This is a genomic window from Rugamonas rubra, from assembly GCF_900114705.1.
Classification (GTDB): Bacteria; Pseudomonadota; Gammaproteobacteria; order Burkholderiales; family Burkholderiaceae_D; genus Rugamonas; species Rugamonas rubra.
Genome location: NZ_FOTW01000005.1, coordinates 198,014 through 215,036 on the forward strand (window position 1 = coordinate 198,014; position 17,023 = coordinate 215,036).

Here is a 17,023-nt window from a genome sequence, read left to right on the forward strand (position 1 = left end):
CCACACCGACTGAAAGGCCCACAAAATGAATATGACGACAAAAGCGGCGCTGGCCGCCATCGCCCTGACCGCAAGCATGTTTGCCCCGCAGGCGCAGGCCGCGACCCCGGTCGACCATGCGCTGGTCAACCTGATCGACTTCAACAGCGACAACCTGGGCAACTCCTTCGCCGGCGCCGGCGACTTCAGCGACCACTTCACCTTCACCACCGACGCCAGCGCCTACATCACCGACGCCCTGCTGCACACGGTGAAAACGGAAGTGACCATCAGCTCGTTCGGCCTGTACCTGGCCTCGAACAACTCGCTGGTCGGCAGCAGCGCGATCGAGGTCAGTGAAACCGATTCTTCGGTGGCGCAGGCCGGCAGCGGCTACTGGCGCTTCTCCGGCGTCAACATCGCCGCCAACACCGACTACTATGTGGCGGTCAACGGCAGCGTGCTGTCGACCAGCGGCACCGCCTACGGCGGCACCGTCTTCATCACGGCGGTGCCGGAACCGGAAACCTACGCCATGCTGCTCGGCGGCCTGGGCATCATGGCCTTCCTGGCGCGCCGCCGCAAAGCCGCCTAGGCATCCGCCGCACGGCAAAATGCGCGCCTCGGTGCGCATTTTTTTTGCCCGGCGCGCCGCCCTACTTGGCCAGATAGGTGCCGACGCACACCATGGTGTCGCCGGCGCCGCGTTCGCAGTACGACTTCTTCAACTCGTAGCCCTGGCTGTTCGGATTGGTGAACTTGTAGGGGCCGTACCAGCCCTTGGACGAGGCCTTGACCATGTCGATCATGCCTTGGATGAAGGGCTTGCCGTCGACGTCGCGGATGGCCAGCAGGTTCTTGCCGACCATGCGCGCATTGGCCCCCTGCGCCAGACAGGTGCCGCCGAAGTCGTACACGAACACGTACAGGTCGCGGTCCTTGAAGGCGCCGTCCGGATGCTCGTTGAAACTGCGGTAGGCCGCCTCCGTGCCGGCCGCGTGCACCAGCGCGACGGCCTTCTTGACCATCTCCTGCGCCTCGCGCTCGCTGCCGTGCTCGGCGGCGCCGGCGCCGCCTGCGGCCAGCAGCAACGCCAGCCCCCATGTCGCGCCACGACGGCGGCCAAAAAATCCTGCTGTGCCCATATGCTCTCCTTGTCTGCTCATGCGAGTGAAAAAATCTTGCCGCAGCGCGCGCGCGCGAAGGCCTCGAACTGGGCCGCCGGCAACGGCCGGCTGTAGTGGTAGCCCTGCATCTCGTCGCAGCCCTGCTGGCGCAGGAACTCGAGTTGGGCCGGCGTCTCGACGCCCTCGGCGATGGTCTGCAGGCCGAGGCCCTTGGCCATGTTGATGATGGCCACGACGATCGCCTTGTCCTCCGGATCGGTGCTGATATCGCGCACGAAGGACTGGTCGATCTTCAGCTTGTAGACCTTGAACTTCTTCAAATAGCTGAGCGAGGAATAGCCGGTGCCGAAGTCGTCGATCGACATGCGCACGCCCTGCTCGCGCAACTTGTTCATCACCGCGATGGCGCTCGGCGGGTCTTGCATGGCACCGCTCTCGGTCAGCTCGAGCTCGAGGTATTCCGGCGCCAGGCCGACCTCGCGCAGGATGGCGCGGACCAGGTCGGGCAGGTTGGGGTGGCGGAACTGCACCGCCGACAGGTTCACCGCCATCACCAGCGGCGCCATGCCGGCGTCCATCCAGTCCTTGGCCTGGCGCACCGCCGTGCGCAGCACCCATTCGCCCAGCTCGAGGATCAAACCGCTCTCCTCGGCCGCCGGAATGAACTCGGCCGGCGACACCGTGCCCAGTTCGGGGTGCTGCCAGCGCAGCAGCGCCTCGGCACCGACGATGCGGCCGTCGCGCGCGGCGAACTGCGGCTGGTAGTGCACCGCCAGCTGCGCCAGCCGCAGCGCCTGGCGCAGCGCGCCGACGATCCGCATGTGGCGCGCCGTGCGCGCCTGCATCTCGGCGGTGAAGAAGCAGTAGCCGTTGCGGCCGTTCTTCTTGGCCCGGTACATCGCCGCGTCGGCGCACTTGACCAGCTCCTCGAGGTCCTTGCCGTCGGCCGGATACAGCGCGATGCCGATCGAGCCGGTCAACGTCAACTGGTGCTGCTCGACCTGGTGCGGCCGCGCCACCAACGCCAGCACCTTCTCGACCACCTGCGACAGGCCGCGCGCGTCGCCGGCGTGGACCAGCAGGATGAACTCGTCGCCGCCCAGCCGCGAGACGGTGTCCTCGACGCGCAGCTCGGCCAGCAGGCGCTTGGCCAGGCCGACCAGCACGGCGTCGCCGACGCTGTGGCCGAGCGTGTCGTTGACGTCCTTGAAGTGGTCGAGGTCGAGGAACATCAGCGCCAGGTGCTCGTTGTTGCGTTGCGCCAGGCTGATGGCGTAGCCGGCCCGTTCGGCCAGCTGGACCCGGTTGGGCAGGCCGGTCAGCGCGTCGAAGTGGGCCAGGTATTCGATCTTCTCCTCGGCGCGGCGGCGCTCGGTGACGTCGCGCGAGATGCCGAACAGGCCGACCACGCGGCCGTTCTTGTCGAACACCGGCCCCTTGGTGGTGTGGAACAGCACCTCGCGGCCGTCGGCGCAGCTGAGCAGCTCCTCGTGCGTGGCGGTGAGGCCGGCGGCCATGATGGCCCGGTCGCTTTCGATCAGCGCGGCGGCCTGGTGGGTGGGAAAGATGGCGTGGTCGTCGCGGCCCAGCATCTGCTCGCGGGTGCGGCCGACGAACTGCGTGGTGGCGTCGTTGGCCATCAGGTAGCGGCCCTGCAGGTCCTTGACGAAGATCGCGTCGGGCGTGCCGGAAACAACGCTGTTAATCAGGCCGCGGTCGATCTGCCCCTTGACCAGGGCGCCGCGCAACAGTTCGCTGAGCACGCTGATCATGGCGCCGTTGACCAGCAGCACGACCCATTGCAGCAGGTCGTGGTCGTCGTCGAAGGCCAGGCTGTGCAGCGGGGCGACGACGTACATCTTGGCCCAAACGGCCGCCACCGCCGTCGCCAGCAGGCCCGGCCCGGCGCCGCCCAGCAGGGCGCTGAGGATGATCGGGAACATGAACAGGATCATCAGCGGCCGCGTGCCGTTGCCCAGGCCGAGCTGGGCGCGCAGGAACAGCATGGCGGCGGTCAATACCAGCGCCAGCAGGTAGTTGCTCCACTGCGGCCGGCTGCTCGGCGCCAGGCCGCCGGCCAGCAGGTCCAGCGTCGACTGCTGCCCGTCCGGCGTGCGCATGGCGACGGCGCGCAGCGCGAAGAAGTAGCCGGTGGCGCTGGCGGCGACGAAGGCGATGCCCTTGGCCTGCGACAGCCAATACATCGAGGCGAGGTCGCCGAAGGCCAGCAACAGCCGGTCCGACAGCAGTATCCACAGCAGCGCCAGGGCGACATAGCTGGCGGTGACCAGGGCGATGAAATGATTCCTCTTGGGCATACAAGAGTCCTGTCTTGGCGGAGTGGAAAAGGATTGCTCAAGAGTAGCATTCCTCGACGAAAAACAACGTGATAGTTGCGATATCGCAAACGGATCAGGTGAATTCCATGATCTATGTCAACCCAGCGCCACAGAAGCAACAACACTCGCGGCCGCGATTCCGCTTTCGAATTGTATAAAAACATACATTTCACGGCGGCCGGCGGCGGGCCGCACGGCGCCGCGCGAACGCGGTAGAATTGGCGGCCCGGCTCCGCCGCCCGCCCACGCCACCCACGCCCGTCCGCCGCCATGTCCGTCGCGCCGCCCTTCCCCATCCGCAAAGAATGTCCGCCCGGCGCCTGCGTCTGCGGCCGCGAGGCGCTGCTGGCGCCGGTCGCGGGCGCCGAGGCGGCGCCGGCCGACCTGCGCGTGCTGCGCCTGACCCGCGAGGAGGAGCGCAAGCTGTTGGATCACATCGGCGCGCTGGCCAGCTACGCCGAGCTGCTCACGCTGGAGCAGCGCCTGCGCGCCCAACTCGGCGTCGAGCTGCGCATCACGCCCAGCGCGCGCGGCGTGCGCACGGTGCGCGGCCTGGCGATCGAATTGCTGGAGCGCCCCGGCCTGTGCCGCAAGACGCGCGAGGCGGTGCCGGCGGCGCTGCGCCGCCGCCTCGACCAGCAGCCGGAGATCGTCTACGCGCTACTCAACGCGCGCGACCTGCTGGGCGACTGAGGGGCGGCGCGGCGCTAGCCCGGGTGGGCCATGGCGCCGCCCGAGGCGGCGCCGTCGTCGCTGCCGTCGGCGATGATGTCGTGGAACTTGCCGAAGTCGAGGATACGCACGTCGCCGCCCGGACCGGGCAGCTTGTCGGACAGGATGTCGGCGAAATGGTGGCCGAAGAAGATGTGCTCGGCGGCGTAGCTCTGGCGCGCGTGGACGAAGTCGTTCAAGGTGTCGTCGGTGCCGGAGATGGCCACGGTCAAGGTGGTGCCCTCGTCGTGCAGGTCCTTCTGCGTCTTGCCGTACAGCGGGCTGTCGATGCCGATGCTATGCATGATGGTCCAGCTCAGCGCGAACACGCCGCTCTGCTCGCGCTCCAGCTTGAGGTCGTAGAAGCGGGTGAACAACTGGCCCTCCAAGGTGTGCTCGCGGCGCACCAACGAGGCGCGCACCGAGGCCTCGAGGATCAGGTTGCTGCGCTCGTTGCCGGCGCGGATCATCAGGGTCGGCACGCCGTTGAAGTTGGTCACCACCGCCGCCTCGGAGAACAGGATGCGCGACGACGGCCGCGAGAAGCGGGCGAACAACAGGCCGGTGACGGTGGCCACCTCGGCCATGCCGAGCAGGATCTCGGTGGACGCCACCAGGTGGCCGTAGGTGGTGGCCGGGTTCATGTAGCCATAGCCGACGGTGGCCAGCGTCTCGATCGAGAAGAACACCATGTCCAGGTAGGAGCCGGGCCGGGCGTTGGCGACCGAGCCGGGCACCAGGTAGAAGGCGGTGGCGAAGAACAGGTTGGTCAGCAGGTAGGCCAGCAGCACCCAGGCGAAGAACATCGGCCAGCTCAGCGTGAGGATCCAGTGGTAGGAGTCGCTCCAGTTCCAGCGGCTCACGCCGACCCGCTTGATCTGCGAGTTGCCCAGCCTGAAGGCGCCGCGCACGGTGCCGACCTTGGGACGCAGCGGATGGGCGGTCGGCTTCATGGCTTATTCTTCATGGCTTAGTCGTCTTGGTCGGGGTCGAGCTCGGGGAACATCACGGCGGTGTAGCCGAAACGGGAGAAGTCCTTGATGCGCATCGGGTAGAGGATGCCGTGCAGGTGGTCGACCTCGTGCTGCACCACGCGGGCGTGGAAGCCGTCGACCTCGCGCCGGATCGGCTGGCCGGACTGGTCGACGCCCTCGTAGCGCAGGCTGGTCCAGCGCGGCACGCTGCCGCGCAGGCCGGGCACCGACAGGCAGCCCTCGTAGCCCTCCTCCTGCTCGTCGGAGAGCGGCGTCAACAGCGGGTTGATCAACACCGTCTCGGGCACCTGCGGCGCCTCCGGGTAGCGCTGGTTCTGCCGGAAGCCGAAGATCACCAGTTGCAGGTTGACGCCGATCTGCGGCGCCGCCAGGCCGGCGCCGTTGGCCGCGTGCATGGTGTCGAACATGTCGGCGATCAGCGCGTCCAACTCCGCCGTGGCGAACTCGCGCACCGGCTCGGCCACGCGCAGCAGGCGCGGGTCGCCCATTTTGAGGATCTCGCGCACCGTCATTTGGTGTTTTCCCGCTCGACGTGCAGCTCGGCGAGGAAGTCGCGGAACTCGGCGCCCGTCTCGGCGTGCTTCAGGCCCATCGCCGTCATCGCCTTCAGATAGCCCAGCTTGGAGCCGCAGTCGTAGCGCTGGCCGTCGTAGCGGTAGGCCAGCACGCGCTCGTCGCGCATCAGCGCGGCGATGCCGTCGGTCAGCTGGATCTCGCCGCCGGTGCCGGTGCCCAGGTGCTCCAGGTAGTCGAAGATGCGGCCCGACAGCACGTAGCGGCCGACCACCGCCAGGGTCGACGGCGCCAGCTCGGGCGCCGGCTTCTCGACGATGCCCGAGACCAGCTCGAGCTTCTCCTGGTAGCGCGAGGCGCTGACGATGCCGTACTGGCGCGTCTGCGCGCGCGGCACGTCCTGGACCGCCAGCAGGCTGCAGCGCTCGTAGGCGTAGACCTCGGTCATTTGCGCCAGCACCGGCTTGACGCCGTCGGCGGTGTCCATGAAGTCGTCGGCCAACATCACGGCGAAGGGCTCGTTGCCCACCACCGGACGGGCGCACAGCACGGCGTGGCCCAGGCCCAGCGGCGCCGACTGGCGGATGTAGATGCAGTTGATGTGCTTGGGGATGACGTTGCGCACCAGCTCGAGCAGGTACTGCTTGTTGGCCGCCTCCAGCTCGGCCTCCAGCTCGTAGGCCTTGTCGAAGTGGTCCTCGATGGCGCGCTTGTTGCGGCCGGTGATGAAGATCATGTCGGTGATGCCGGCGGCGACCGCCTCCTCGACGGCGTACTGGATCAGCGGCTTGTCGACGATGGGCAGCATCTCCTTCGGCTGCGCCTTGGTGGCGGGCAGGAAGCGGCTGCCGAGGCCGGCCACCGGGAAGACTGCTTTGGTAATTCTGGTCATGGTCTGTCGTCCTTGCTATCGGTTGCGGTTTATTCTGCGGCCGCCGGCGGCGCGCCCACGTTCAACAGGGCCAGCAGGCCGGCCTCGTCGAGGATGGCCACGCCCAGCTCCTGCGCCTTGCTCAATTTGCTGCCGGCTTCGGCGCCGGCCACCACGTAACTGGTCTTCTTCGACACCGAGCCGGCCACCTTGCCGCCGGCCGCCTCGACCAGCTCGGCCGCCTCGTCGCGGCTCATGTTGGGCAAGGTGCCGGTGAGGACGAAGGTCTTGCCCGTCATCGGCCCCTGCTGCGCCGCCGCCGGCAGTTGCGCCAGCAGCTCCTCGCGCAGCGCGGCCAGCGCGCGCACCTGCTCGCGGCTGCCGGGCAGCGCCATCCACTCCTCCAGCGCCTGCGCTACGGCCGGCGGCAGGCCCCATACATTGAAGATGGTCAGGCCGGCCAGCTTGTCGAGCGTGACGCCCTGCTCGATCAACTGGCGGCTGCGCGGCTCGGTCAACTTGGGAATGGCCAGCGCGGCCAACAGCTTGACCGGGTCGAGCTGCTCGCGCAGGTGGGCGCTGGGGGCGTGCTCGCCCTGCGGCGCCACGCCCTGCGCCAGCAAGGCGTCGATCGCCTCCTGGTTGCGCGGCTCGGCGAAGAACTCGGCGATCGAGACGGCCACCGTGCCGCCGATGTCGGGCAGCACGCGCAGCAGCGCCACCGGGGCGCGCCGCACCAGCTCGAAGCGGCCCAGCCACTCGGCCAGCGTCTTGGCGGTGGACTCGCCGACGTGGCGGATGCCCAGCGCGAACAGCAGGCGCTCGAGCGGCGGTTTTTTGCTGGCGGCGATGGCCTCGAGCAGGTTGTCGGCCCACTTGGTGGCCACCTTGCCTTGGACGACGGTCTCGGGCGTGCTGCCGTCGCGCTCGTCGGCCAGCCGCTTCATGTCGAGCAGTTCGTCCATGGTCAACAGGTACAGGTCGGCGACGCGGTGCACCTTGCCGTACTCGACCAGGTTGTCGATGTAGCGGTCGCCCAGGCCCTCGATGTCCATCATGCGGCGCCCGGCGAAGTGGCGGATCGCCTCCTTGCGCTGGGCCGAGCAAAACAGGCCGCCGGAGCAGCGCGCGATGGCCTCGTCGACCTCGCGCACCACGTGCGAGTCGCACACCGGGCAGCGCTTGGGCAGCTCGTAGCGTGGCGGTCCGGGCTGCGCGCGCTTTTCCAACACCACCGCCAGCACCTCGGGGATGACGTCGCCGGCGCGCCGCACGATGACGGTGTCGCCGACGCGCACATCCTTGCGCAGCACCTCGTCCTCGTTGTGCAGGGTGGCATTGGTGACGGTGACGCCGCCGACGAACACCGGCGCCAGCCGTGCCACCGGCGTGATGGCGCCGGTGCGGCCGACCTGCACCTCGATCGCCAGCACGGTGGTCAGCGCCTCCTCGGCGGGGAACTTGTGCGCCAACGCGAAGCGCGGCGCGCGCGAGACGAAGCCGAGCGCGCGCTGGTCGCGCAGGCGGTTGGCCTTGTAGACCACGCCGTCGATCTCGTAGGGCATGGCCGAGCGCTCGGCGCCGATGCGGCGGTAGTAGCCGAGCAGGCCGTCCAGGCCCTGCACCACGTCGGCCTCGCGCGCCACCGGCAGGCCCAGTTGCTGGAACCAGGCCAGCAGCGCCGAGTGCGAATCGGGCAGCTCGGCGCCCTCCAGCGCGCCGACGCCGTAGGCGAAGAAGCTCAGCTTGCGCTCGGCGGTGACGCGCGAGTCGAGCTGGCGCAGGCTGCCGGCGGCGGCGTTGCGCGGATTGACGAACTCCTTGTTGCCGGCGGCGCGCTGGCGCGCGTTCATGGCGGCAAAGTCGCTCTTGAACATCAAGACCTCGCCGCGCACGTCGAGCACGGCCGGCGGCGTGGCGCTGTTCAGGCGCAGCGGGATCGAACGCACCGTGCGGATGTTGGCCGTGACGTCCTCGCCGGTGTAGCCGTCGCCACGGGTGGCGGCCTGGCTCAGCACGCCGTCGACGTAGCGCAGGTTGATGGCCAGGCCGTCGTACTTGACCTCGGCGGCGTATTCGACCTCGCCGTCGCCCAGGCCGTCGCGCACGCGGCGGTCGAAGTTCTCGATGTCCTCGTCGGAGAAGCCGTTGTTGAGCGACAGCATCGGCACCGTGTGGGTGATCTGCTCGAACTGCGGCAGCGGCGGCGCGCCCACCCGCAGGGTCGGCGAATCGGTCGCCTGCAATTCGGGCTGGGCCGCCTCCAGCGCCTGCAGTTCGGCGAACAGGCGGTCGTATTCGGCGTCGGGGATGGTGGGGGCGTCGAGCACGTGGTAGGCGTGCAGGTGCCGGTTCAATTCGGCGGTGAGCCAGGCGGCGCGCGCGGCGCCGTCCTGGTGGCTAGTATCGTTCATGTGCGGTGTTCAGCTTTGGTGTTTGGTTTTATTGTTCAGCTAAAAAGGCGCAGCGCGCGGGTCGAGCCGGCCGGGATGTCGGCGTCGTTCATCTCGGTGTAGAAGTCCTGCACCTGGCCGGCGATCTCGGCCAGCGCCGCGTCGCTCAGCGGCTGGTTGTAGTCGTCGACGATGGTGGCGTCGAGCCGGCCGACCAGCGACTTGGCGCAGGCCACCATGGCGCCGAAACCGTCGCGCGCCGGCGCCACGCAGGGCACGTCGAGCAGCAGGGTCAGGCGGGCGGTGGTCTCCTCGGCCAGGGTGACGTTGGTCGACAGGGTGAACAAGTGGCCGCCCTCGCCGTCCGGCATCACATAGCGGCCGTCGGGACGCAGGTCGAAGCCCTGCTTCTCCAAGGCGCCGAGCAGGGTCACGATCGACCACGGCGCGCCGTTGCTGGCCAGGTTGACGCCCAGCTGGGCGTCGTGGCCGGCGACGAAGCGGTGCAGATTGCGCGCCTCGGCCATCACCTCGATCATGTCCGGAATCTCCGGCTCGGCGCCGATCTCGTCGGCCATGGCGCGCAGGCGCGTCACCAGCTCGGAGTACTCCAGCTCGTTCAAGGCGGTGCTGCGGCTGGCCAGCTGCACGCCGCCCTGCAGTTTGGTGTAGACGCCGCCGTGGACGATGGGTTCCCATTCGCCGCTGACGGCCAGGCCGATGTAGTGCACCGGCTTGTTGCCGACCATGCGCAGCGTTTGCAGCGCCGGCAGGATCTTCTCGCCGCGCGCCGCGCCCTCCAGCGCCAGCGGCAGCAGGCAGTCGATCAACGGGTCGACCAGGCTGGTGGCCTTGTCGGCTTCCGGACTGGCCTGGCCGGGCGCCGCCGCGGCGGGCGTGTCGGTGGCGGCGTCGGCGCCGGCGCCGGCCGCGCCGGCGGCGTGCTCGGGCGCGGCGCTAGGCGCGTGCGCCGGCGTGGCGGCCTCGTCGCTCGAAAAGCTCGGCTCCTGGCGCACCAGCGGCGCCTCGCCGGCGCGCATCAGCACGTCGTCGTGGTCGGACGAGAAGGCGCGTTCGACACTCTTCTTGGCCTTGTGCTCCTGCCACTTGTTGTAGGAAAAAACGCCGACGATGAATACGCCGCCGGCCGCCATTAAACTCAATTGGAGATCTGTCATGCTGCTTGTGCCTCGGAAGCGAAATGGGCGGCGGACTCCATGTCCACCGCCACGATGCGCGATACGCCCTGCTCCTGCATCGTCACACCGATCAGTTGATTGGCCATCTCCATCGCAATCTTGTTGTGCGAGATGAAGAGGAATTGGGTATGCCCGGACATCCGTTTGACCATCCGGCAAAAACGTTCTGTGTTGGCGTCGTCCAGCGGTGCGTCGACCTCGTCGAGCAGGCAGAACGGCGCCGGGTTCAGGCGGAACATGGAGAACACCAGCGCCGTCGCCGTCAGCGCCTTCTCGCCGCCGGACAGCAAATGGATGGTGGCGTTCTTCTTGCCCGGCGGTTGCGCCATGACCTGCACGCCGGAGTCGAGGATCTCGTCGCCGGTCATGATCAGGCGCGCCTGGCCGCCGCCGAACAAAATCGGGAACAGCTCGGAGAAGTGGCCGTTGACGCGCTCGAAGGTGTCCTGCAACAGCTCGCGGGTCTCCTTGTCGATCTTGTGGATCGCGTCCTGCAAGGTGTTGATCGCCTCGTTCAGGTCGGCGTTCTGGGCGTCGAGGAAGTTCTTCCGCTCGGACGCCTGCGACAGCTCGTCGAGCGCGGCCAGGTTGACCGCGCCCAGGCCGGCGATGGCGTTGCCCAGCCGGGTCACCTCGCCCTGCAAATAGGACGGTTTCAAATCCGGGTGCAGCTTGCCGGCCAGCGCCGCCTCGTCGGCCTGCACCTCCAGCAACTGGGCGGCGAACTGCTCCTGGTTCAGGCGCGCCGCCTGCTCCTTGAGCTGCATCTCCATGATCTTGTCGCGCTGCGGCTGCAGGCTGCGCTCGGACTGCATGCGCGCCTCCTCGGCGCCGCGCAGCTGCTGGGTGATCTGGTCGAGCTCGTGGCGCGCGTCCGACAGCGCCTTCTCCTGCTCGGTGCGGCGCTGCAGCAGGTCCTGCAGGCCGTCGGCGGCGGCGCCGGACTCCAGGTTCTCCAGCTCCTGCTGGCCGGCCAGCAGGCTGGCGGCCACCTGCGCCGCCTGGGTGCTGGCGGTGGCGATGCTGCGGCGCAGCTCGTCGATCTTGCTGCGCCCGCTCTTCTCGGCGAACTGCGCCTCCTGCGCCTTGCGCTCCAGGTCGCGCAGCGCCTCGCGCGCGTCGCTCAGGCGCTGCTCCATTTGCAGGAACAGGGTCTGGCCGTCCTCGTGGGCGCCCTGCAGGTCGCCGAGCGCCATGTCGAGCTGTTCGAACTTTTCCTCCGACTCCATCTTGGCCTGCATCTGCTCGGCCTCCTGGGCGGCGATCTCGGCCAGGTCGGCGGCGATCTGCCCGCTGCGCTGGTTGAAGCGCGCCTCGACCTCGGACAGCTTGACCACGTCGAGCTGCAGGGTGTGTACGGCCTGGGTCAGGCTCTGGCTCTTGGCGCGCAGCTCGGCCAGCTGGCGCGTGTTGTGCGACAGCGCCGCCTCGGCCCGCGCCGAGCGGGCGCGCGCCTCGTCGGCCAGCATCTGCTGGGCGCGCAGCTGCTTGCTCAGGTTGTCGATGTCCTGCTGGCGGCCCAGCATGCCGTCCTGCTCCGAGTCGGCGGCGTAGAAGCGCACGCTGGACTGGCTCACCACGTGGCCCTGGCGGGTGACGAAGCTGGCGCCGGCCGGCAGCAGGCCGCGCTCGGCGAAGGCGGCGGCGGCGTCCTCGGCCAGGTAGACGTTGTGCAGCCAGTCCTGCAGCAGGCCGCGCAGGCCGGGGTCGTTCAGTTTCAGCAGCGACAGGAAGGGCTTGAGGCCGGGCAGCTCGGCGGCGGCGGTCGGCGCCGTGGTCGACGGCGCGTACAGCGCCAGCTTGGCCGGCGGCGCGTCGTTGAAAAATGCCTTGGCCCAGTCGATGTTCGACATTTGCAGCGCCGAGGTGCGCTCGCGCAGCACCGCCTCCAGCGCGGTTTCCCAGCCGGCCTCGATCTGCAGCTTCTGCCACAGGCGCGGCAGGCCGTCCAACTCGTGTTTTTGCAGCCACGGCTGCACCTTGCCCTGGCTCTGCACCCGCTCCTGCATTTGGCGCAGCGCGTTCAAGCGCGCCTCCAGCTGGGCGTTGGCGGCCGTCTCGGCGTTGACCTGGGCCTGCGCCGCCTGGCGCTCCTGCTCCAGCAAGGGCTGCTGCTCCAGCGCCTCCTCCAGGTGGTAGCCCTGCTCCTCGAGCGCCTGCTGCTTCTCCTCCAGCTGCAGCTTGAGGTTGGCCAGGTGGCTGCTGTCGGGCAGGTTCAGGCCGTTCTTTTCCTGTTGCAGGCGCTCGCGCCGCGTCGCCAGGCCGGACAGGATGTTCGAGGCGTTGCGCTGCTGCGCCGACTCCAGCTCGAGTTGCTGCTGCGCCTGCATGATGCGGCCGCGCGACTCGGTGCTGCGCTCCTGCGCGGCGCGCCAGGCGGCGTCCAACTCCGGCAGCGACTCGGCCTTTTGCTCGGCCATCATCTGCGACTGCTCGACCTTGGCCGCCAGTTCCTCCAGGTTGAATTCGGCCTCCTCGATCTGCTCGGCGTATTCCTGCGCCTGGTTCTGCCACTGGTCGCGCTGGGCGGCCAGGGTGGCCAGCTGGTTTTGCAGCCGGCTGCGCGACTCCAGCACGAACTTGATCTGCGCCTCCAGGCTGCCGATCTCGGCGTTGGTCTGGTACAGATGACCCTGCGCCTGGTGCAGGCGGTCGCCGACGGCAAAGTGGGCCTGGCGCATCTGCTCGAGCGACAGCTCGACGTGGCGCAGTTTGGCGGTCTGTTCCTCCAGGTCGGTCTGGGCCTGCTCCATGTCGCGGAAGCAGCGCTTCTGCTCGCCCTCGGCCTCGTTCTTGCGCAGCAGCCAGAGCAGCTTCTGCTTCTCGTCCTGGTCGGCCTGCATGCTGTGGAACTTGTTGGCGACGACGGCCTGCGCCTCGAGCTTCTCCAGGTTGGCGTTCAGCTCGCGCAGGATGTCGTCGACCCGCAACAGGTTCTCGCGCGTGTCGTTGAGCCGGTTCTCCGTCTCGCGGCGGCGCTCCTTGTACTTCGACACGCCGGCCGCCTCCTCGAGGAAGACGCGCAGCTCCTCCGGGCGCGACTCGATGATGCGTGAGATCATGCCCTGGCCGATGATGGCGTAGGCGCGCGGGCCGAGGCCGGTGCCGAGGAAGATGTCCTGGATGTCGCGCCGGCGCACCGGCTGGCCGTTGATGTAGTAGGTCGAGGTGCCGTCGCGCGTCAGGGTGCGCTTGACGGCGATCTCGGCGTACTGGCCCCACTGGCCGGCGGCCTTGCCGTCGTTGTTGTCGAACACCAGCTCGACCGAGGCGCGGCCGGCCGGCTTGCGGTGGGTCGAGCCGTTGAAGATGACGTCCTGCATCGACTCGCCGCGCAGCTCGGAGGCTTTCGACTCGCCCAGCACCCAGCGCACGGCGTCGATGATGTTCGACTTGCCGCAGCCATTGGGACCGACCACGCCAACCAGCTGACCCGGCACCTGGAAATTGGTGGGATCGACGAATGACTTGAATCCCGACAATTTGATGGAAGAGAGTCGCACGTTGTTTAGGTTCTATGCCAGGACTGGCCTTAGGTGAAGGATAAGTGGTTAATCATACCATTTTACGGGGCAAATCAGGCCAAAAACAGGCAAACGGGGCGCCCGGCCGGCGCCGCGCTCAGCCTAGCACGGGCGGCAGGCGCATCTGCCGCCACATGTGGCGCGTGAAGGGCTGCTCGTGGCCGGACAAATACAGCGCCAGGCCGGTCATCCACTCCTCGGTCGGCACCGGCTCCAGCTTTGGCGTGATCAGCAGGATGGGCAGGCACAGCGCCACCAACACCCGGCTCGGCGCCATCGACGGCGCCGCGCCGGCCAGGCGGATGAAGGCCGCCGCCACGCTCAGGCCGAGCAGGCAGCCGGCCACCACCTCGGACATCGAATGCGCTTTCACCTCCAGGCGGGAGACGCCGATCAACAGCGCCAGCAGCACGCCGGCCAGCACGGCCAGGCGTTGCAGCGACACGCCGGCGTGGCGGAAGGCCAGGTAGCCGGCCACCGGATACACCGCGCCGGCGCGCATGGCGTGGCCGCTGATGCCGCCGAACTCGAGCGTGGCCGAGCCGACGCCCCAGCCGATGAAGGCGACCTTGGTGGCCACCACCAGGGCCATGCCGATGCCGAACAGCCAGCACCAGGACAGCGTCAGGCGCCAGGATTTACCCGCCAGCAGCCAGCCGGCGATGGCGATGCCCAGGGGACCGGTGACCGAGAGGCCGCCCAACACACTTAAAAAATGCCACCAAATCATAAAATCCAGTAAAAAAGTTTGCCCTGCGAACAATGGTTTGACGACGCCGCCCGGCCGGAAAGCGGCGTGATACTTTTGCGGCGGTGCATCATTGAACCACATTTGCCCGCATTCTACCGAATATTGCGCGTGGGAAATATCATTTTTTATCGCCGCTCAGGCCGAGCGGCGCGTGGCGGCCGCCGCCGCGTCCGGGTCTTCCCCGGGGGCGGCGCCGGCCAGCACCCGGCTCAAGGCCTGGCCGACCACGCCTTCGCTCAGCTGGACCTGCACCCCGCCGGCGCGGAAGCGCTCCAGCAGCGCAGCGCCGGACATCGAAAACGCCTCCTGCCGCGCGCCGGTGGCGAATATGTACAGCGTGCGCAGCGGGCTGATCCAGGCCAGCTTGACCTTGCGCCGCGTGCCGTCCGGCTCCTCGAAGGCCAGCCACATGCCGCGCGCCAGCGCCGCCACCTCGACGCCGGCCTCGGCCGCCCCGGCCTCGGCCGGCGCCGCCGCGTCCGCCGCCGCCAACTGCGCCGCCTGCCGCTCGGCGCGCCGCTCGGCCGACTGGCGCGCCGCCTCCATGGCCAGCTCGAGCTGGCGCTCGGCGGTGATGTCGAGCGGGGCGCGGACGATCGAGGCGTGGCACTCGGCCAGCTCGGCGAAGAACTGCAGACGATCGGCGTCGCGCCACTGCACGATGTCGAGCCATTTGTTGAGCGTGGCCAGCAGCCCCGGCAGCATGGCGATCAAGCGCTTGCGCTCGTCGGCGCGCAGCTTCGGCTTGGCGCTCCAGATCAGTTCGTCCATCGCCCGGGTGGCGTTGCCCACCGCGCCGGGCTTGTCGTCCTCGACGCTGTAGGCGATGGTCAGCACGTCGACCCATTTGTTTTCCAGGAAGGCCTCGAGCACCGCCACCACCTCGCCGCTGCCCAGGCGCAGCGCCACCGCGCTCTTGGCCTGCTGGCCGGCCTGCGCCAGCTTCTCCTGCTTGAGCGCGACGGCCACCGGCGCGGCCAACGCGCTGGCGGCGGCGCTCTCCTCGGCCTGCGCCGCCGCCCGCGCCGAGGCCTCGAGCTCGTCGACGGCGGCGGCGAACACGGCGCGTTCGTCGGCGTCGTCGCGGCCGACCCGCTCCACGCTGCGCCGCATCGCCTGGAACAAGGGGTCGTCCGGGCCACGGCGCGGCTCCCAGCCGAGCCGCGACAGCAGGTCGATCAGGCGCCGCGCCGGGTGCTCCTCCTGGAAAAAGAAATCGCGGTCGACCAGCGCCGCCTTCAACACGGGGATCTGCAGCAGATGGATCAGGTCGCGGATCTCCTGGGCGATGTTCTGGTCGCCGAACACCGTCTCGAAGATCGCCGCCAACAGGTCGATGGTGCTCTCGTCGGCGCGCGACAGGCTGCCGCGCGGCAGGCTGTCCTTGATGCCGGGCAGGTAGAACACCTTGGCCGAGGCGGCGTCGCGGCGCCCGCCGCCGGCGCCATGGCCGCCGCCGGGGTTGGCGCCGCCGGTCGTGGCGCCGTCGCCGCTCGCTGCGCCGTGGCCGACAGCGCCGCCACCCGGGCCATCGACGAATCCACCGGCCGCCGGCGCCGGCAGGGCCTGCTGCAGCTGGGCCAACAAGCTCAGCAAGGGCCGCTTGGCGCCGACCAGCGTCTGCCGCTGCGCGATGCGGTTGTCCTGACCGGCGTGGAAGCCCTCGGCCGCGCCCTGGCGCCACGGCCGGGCGCCGCCCGGCGGCAGGTTGGGCAGGTCGGGAATGCTCAGGTCGAAGGCCTCGGCCGGCGCGGCGTCCTCGCCGCCGGCGGCGAAGAACTGGCGCAACTGCTGCGCCAACGCGGCGGGATCGGCGCGCCGGCGCGCCGCCGGACGGGCCGGCGCGTCGGCCTTGCGCACCGGCCGGCCGGCCGCCGCACCGGGCAGCACGCCCTTGCGCTGCAGGGCCAGGTTGAGGGCCTCGAGCATCGGCCCGAGCTCGAAGAACAGGCCGGGCTTGCACAGCGGCGCGAGCAGCTGGCGCAGATCGGCGTCGGGCGCGAATTCGGCCCAGCCGGCTTGCAGGGCCTGCAGCCACACCTCCGGGCGGAACGGGTTCTGCCCGGGGCGCAGGATGTCGCGCTCGAACAGGAAGGCCAGCCGAACGCTCAGCGTCTGCAGTACGTCGGCGTGCAACAGCTCGAAGGGCTTGCACAAGGCCCCCAGCGCCACCCGGCTATCCATCTCCTCGTAGGGCACCAGGCCGAGCGGCTCGGCGGCCGGCCGCGCGCGCGCCGCCGGCGCCGGCGCCAGCTGGGCCATTTCCTGGCGCAGCGCGCGCTCGAGCGCGAGCTTGGCCAGGTGGAGGAAGGCGTAGTTGCGGTTGCGCAGCAGATTGCCGGCGCGGATGCGCTGCTGCAGCGTGGCGGGGTCGCCGTCGCGGGCGTCGATCAGGGCGCCGGCCAGCCGCGTCGCCAGCTCGGGCAGCTGGGCGTCGAGGTGGCCGCAGGCGATGCCGATCAACTCCTCCAGCAGGGCATGGCGCGGCGACACCGGCTTGGGCGGTGGCGGCGGCGCGCTGCTCGGCGAGGAAGAAATCATGGTCGGCCTGGCGGCGGGGCAAGCGCCGCGTTGTGCTGCTTGGACAAAAGACAAGATGCAAGGTGTTAACGGAACAGCCA

General features: G+C 69.2%; 12 protein-coding genes. 2 read left to right on the forward strand and 10 right to left on the reverse strand.

Annotated elements, in window-relative coordinates; translation table 11 throughout:
* Positions 1 to 31 precede the first annotated feature (31 nt).
* Positions 32 to 574 (forward strand): FxDxF family PEP-CTERM protein, encoded by a 543-nt coding sequence (locus tag BM252_RS03425; RefSeq protein ID WP_093383686.1) that lies wholly within the window; start codon positions 32 to 34, stop codon positions 572 to 574.
* A 61-nt stretch (positions 575 to 635) separates the two neighbouring features.
* On the opposite strand, the gene BM252_RS03430 is transcribed toward BM252_RS03425, so the two are convergent.
* Positions 636 to 1,124: a cache domain-containing protein gene (locus BM252_RS03430; protein WP_093383688.1), complete on the reverse strand. Its 489-nt coding sequence runs from the start codon at positions 1,122 to 1,124 to the stop codon at positions 636 to 638.
* Between the two features lie 17 nt (positions 1,125 to 1,141).
* A complete protein-coding gene (locus BM252_RS03435; RefSeq protein WP_093383691.1) occupies positions 1,142 to 3,424 on the reverse strand; it encodes a putative bifunctional diguanylate cyclase/phosphodiesterase in 2,283 nt (760 codons plus the stop codon).
* Between the two features lie 291 nt (positions 3,425 to 3,715).
* Here BM252_RS03435 and BM252_RS03440 point away from each other — a divergent pair, with 291 nt between their 5' ends.
* Positions 3,716 to 4,138, forward strand: a complete 423-nt coding sequence (locus BM252_RS03440) for a hypothetical protein (protein ID WP_093383693.1) — start codon at positions 3,716 to 3,718, stop codon at positions 4,136 to 4,138.
* A gap of 14 nt (positions 4,139 to 4,152) precedes the next feature.
* Here BM252_RS03440 and BM252_RS03445 read toward each other — a convergent pair whose 3' ends face one another.
* The 8 genes from BM252_RS03445 to BM252_RS03480 all read right to left on the reverse strand — a co-directional run bounded on the left by BM252_RS03445 (position 4,153) and on the right by BM252_RS03480 (position 16,943).
* The gene (locus tag BM252_RS03445) at positions 4,153 to 5,109 is read right to left on the reverse strand and encodes an ion channel (RefSeq protein ID WP_093383696.1); all 957 of its coding nucleotides are present in this window, start codon (positions 5,107 to 5,109) and stop codon (positions 4,153 to 4,155) included.
* A 17-nt stretch (positions 5,110 to 5,126) separates the two neighbouring features.
* Positions 5,127 to 5,663 (reverse strand): peptide deformylase, encoded by a 537-nt coding sequence (def, locus tag BM252_RS03450; RefSeq protein ID WP_093383698.1) that lies wholly within the window; start codon positions 5,661 to 5,663, stop codon positions 5,127 to 5,129.
* The gene (gene galU / locus BM252_RS03455; RefSeq protein ID WP_093383701.1) at positions 5,660 to 6,556 is read right to left on the reverse strand and encodes a UTP--glucose-1-phosphate uridylyltransferase GalU; all 897 of its coding nucleotides are present in this window, start codon (positions 6,554 to 6,556) and stop codon (positions 5,660 to 5,662) included. Before galU ends, def begins: the two co-directional genes overlap by 4 nt.
* Before the next feature lie 29 nt (positions 6,557 to 6,585).
* Positions 6,586 to 8,949, reverse strand: a complete 2,364-nt coding sequence (ligA, locus tag BM252_RS03460; protein WP_093383703.1) for an NAD-dependent DNA ligase LigA — start codon at positions 8,947 to 8,949, stop codon at positions 6,586 to 6,588.
* Between the two features lie 35 nt (positions 8,950 to 8,984).
* Positions 8,985 to 10,106: a cell division protein ZipA C-terminal FtsZ-binding domain-containing protein gene (locus BM252_RS03465; RefSeq protein WP_093383706.1), complete on the reverse strand. Its 1,122-nt coding sequence runs from the start codon at positions 10,104 to 10,106 to the stop codon at positions 8,985 to 8,987.
* On the reverse strand, positions 10,103 to 13,630 hold the full coding sequence (gene smc, locus BM252_RS03470; protein WP_093383708.1) for a chromosome segregation protein SMC: 3,528 nt from the start codon (positions 13,628 to 13,630) through the stop codon (positions 10,103 to 10,105). The genes BM252_RS03465 and smc overlap by 4 nt, the downstream gene beginning before the upstream one ends.
* A gap of 118 nt (positions 13,631 to 13,748) precedes the next feature.
* Positions 13,749 to 14,357 (reverse strand): phosphatase PAP2 family protein, encoded by a 609-nt coding sequence (locus BM252_RS03475; RefSeq protein WP_245774068.1) that lies wholly within the window; start codon positions 14,355 to 14,357, stop codon positions 13,749 to 13,751.
* 180 nt (positions 14,358 to 14,537) lie between these two features.
* Entirely contained in the window at positions 14,538 to 16,943 is a 2,406-nt protein-coding gene (locus tag BM252_RS03480; RefSeq protein ID WP_093383714.1) for a DUF1631 family protein, read from the reverse strand.
* Positions 16,944 to 17,023 lie beyond the last annotated feature (80 nt).